The following is a 2854-nucleotide window of genomic DNA, read 5'->3' as shown; positions in this document are numbered from 1 at the left end:
ACGGAGACTCGTAGAACGATGAATCCCCCTGCCTTCAGGCGGGGGAGAACGTCAAGCCCCTGTTCGACGGACAGGGAACCATCGAGCGCATTATCGGGACGGCCAGCGATATTACCGATCGCAAAAATGCCGAACTCGCTTTACAAGCTTCCGAAGCTCAATATCGCTCTTTAGCACAACAAGAGCAACTTGTCAACCAGTTAGCGCGACAAATTCGCCTGTCGTTGGATTTAGATGCGATTTTAGAAACGACGGTACGGGAAGTGCGCTCGCTGTTGGGGGTCGATCGCTGTTATTTCCTGTGGTATCACCAAGACAGCGATAATGCTTTTGGCGAGCCGTTTTTCGAGTTAGTGGCCGAGGACAAAAACGCCCTGCTTCCGAGTCGTATCGCCTGTTATCCGCGCCACAGCGTCGAACCCTTAGCGGCGATCGTCACCCAACGCCAACCCGTCCGTATCGACGATGTGAGTCGCGTCGAAGACCGGGACATTCAAAGGCTGTTAGAGGAATTCGGCTATCGATCGATCCTGTTGCTTCCGGTACAAACCGAAGGGGGCGATTTAGGGGTGTTGGCTTGTAGCTACGAAACGGAAACCCAGCCTTGGGACGAGGCGGCGGTAGAACTACTCGAGGCGGTGTGCGATCGCCTGGCCATCGCCATTCAACAAGGCTGTCTTTACCAGCAGTCGCGGGAAGCCGAACAGCAAGCCACAGCGAAGAGTCAAGAACTCGAACAGGCGTTGCGAAAACTGCAAACCACTCAAACGCAACTGGTACACGCCGAAAAAATGTCTTCGTTGGGTCAGTTGGTGGCGGGGGTTGCCCACGAAATCAACAATCCCATCAGTTTTATTTTCGGGAATTTAGTCTACGCACGGGAATACGTAGATGATTTGCTGAAATTGGTAGAGACGTTTCGTCAAATCTATCCCCCCACGCCAGACATCGAAGCGGAAATCGAGTCGATGGATTTCGAGTATATCGTGGCGGACTTACCGAAACTGTTCGAGTCCATGAAATCGGGAGCCGTTCGGATTCGGGAAATCGTGCGATCGCTGCGGACGTTTTCTCGCCTCGACGAAGCAGAGGAGAAGGCGATCGACGTGCGGGAGAGTTTCGACAGTACCTTGACGATTCTGGCGACTCGCTTGCGGAGAACGGGGACCCATTCAGAAATCCGGGTGGTGAAGCAGTACGGCGAACTTCCCGCCGTTCACTGTTACGCCGGACAACTCAACCAAGTATTGATGCACCTCCTCGTCAACGCCATCGACGCTTTGGAGAAGCGCCGCAGCCAGGATGGGAACGCTCAGATTACCATAACCACAGAGGCGATCGAGGGCGATCGCGTGCGGTTGAGCGTCTCCGACAACGGCGTAGGAATTCCACCAGAAGCCCAAGAGCGCATTTTCGATCCGTTCTTCACCACCAAACCCGTGGGGAAAGGGACGGGATTGGGATTGTCGATTAGTTATCAAATTGTGGTCGATCGCCACCGGGGATCGTTAACCTGTCGATCGATCCCCGGAGAAGGAACCACCTTCGTCGTAGAAATTCCGGTCTCGAAACCTCCAGAGTCCAATAAAAATTCCTCCCCGTGAGTTCGCCAGGGAGGAGGTTGAAATGGGATCGAGACGAAAATCTATCCTGATCTCAAGATAGCAGAGGCGTGGGGGAATACACCTCTACCTGTAGATAGATGCAAAAAAAACGCCGATTCAGGTTGAATCCTCGATTCTCCTCTTCAGTCAAGATACTCTGCGTCCTCTTTCTTATGGAAACTTACGGACTATCAGTAATAAAAATCGTTTTATTTTTCCAGTTATAGCAGTCGCCACTCCAGTTAGAACACTATGCGCAAGCAAAGCGAAGGACGTGTTCCATGGCCTCTCGTAAGGTAGCAAAATGTTGAATTTGATGGCGGATACGACTTTTAAGCCAAGACCAACAGTGTTCAATTTTGTTGAAGTCAGGAGAATAGGGAGGTAAGTACCAAACTTCACACCCGGACTCTTGAACCAGTTGTTCGATACGTCCTCCTTTATGAAAGGTGGCATTGTCAATCACCAGCTTCTGTCCTGGCTTTAACGTCGGGATGAGGCAGGTTTCGAGCCAGATTTCAAAGACCGAACGATTGCAGGCTCCTTCGAGGGTAAAGGGAGCCAACAATTCTCCGGCACACCAAGCCGCTATCATATTGACTCGACCTTGCCGGCGACCTGACTTGACGGCATGAAGGCGTTCTCCTTTGGGAGCATAGCCATAACCATAATCATCTCGGCTATCCATGCCCGCTTCATCGGCATAGACAATCTCTTCGGGCTTGAGAGAGGCTAACTGTTTTTTGAATTCTGTCCGTTTTTTCTCGTCTCGTTCCCGATAGCCGTAAGTTTTTTTTTACGAGTGAATCCGATTTTCTTCAAGGCTCTCGAGATGCTTCTGGCACTGATGTCACCGTCCCACAACTGAGCCATCTGTTCCTGAGTCTGATCGGCATGCTCTTGGGCAAAGGCTCGAAACTTTTCCCAGTCGGTGATTTTGTGGCCGTGACCGGGAGGACTATAAGACTTGGCTCGGAAATCCCCCGTCTCCGCTTTTCGCTTGAGCCAAAGGTTAATCGTGTTACGACTGATGCGAAACACCTCGCTGGCTTCGCTCTTCTTCATCCCATCGAGTTCGATGGCTTCGATGACCTTGCGACGTAAATCGTAGCTGTAAGAATTTGACATGACCGATAGACCCCTCCCTCTTTCGACTCTCTTCTATCTTACGTCCTAACTGCTTTGGCGGCTGCTATATTTTTATCGTGAGTGATGGAATTCGATCGCAATTCTGATAAAATTAATTGTAT

The 2854-nt window shown here is 51.0% G+C and carries 2 protein-coding genes; one reads left to right on the top strand and one right to left on the bottom strand.

Translation table 11 applies throughout. From position 1 onward, the window contains the following. The first annotated feature begins 224 nt into the window (after positions 1 to 224). The gene (locus tag ACP5D4_RS21360) at positions 225 to 1604 is read left to right on the top strand and encodes a sensor histidine kinase (protein WP_428013620.1); all 1380 of its coding nucleotides are present in this window, start codon (positions 225 to 227) and stop codon (positions 1602 to 1604) included. Between the two features lie 250 nt (positions 1605 to 1854). Here the strand turns inward: ACP5D4_RS21360 and ACP5D4_RS21355 are convergent. Then, positions 1855 to 2732 (bottom strand): IS630 family transposase gene (locus ACP5D4_RS21355; RefSeq protein ID WP_428013619.1). Its coding sequence is split into 2 segments (ribosomal slippage): positions 1855 to 2400 and positions 2403 to 2732, totalling 876 coding nucleotides; the frame shifts between segments, so codons are not numbered across the junction. Positions 2733 to 2854 lie beyond the last annotated feature (122 nt).

This window comes from Baaleninema sp., assembly GCF_049974805.1.
In the GTDB taxonomy this organism is placed as follows: domain Bacteria; phylum Cyanobacteriota; class Cyanobacteriia; order Cyanobacteriales; family Geitlerinemataceae; genus Baaleninema.
This window is presented reverse-complemented; position numbering and strand designations above follow the sequence as displayed.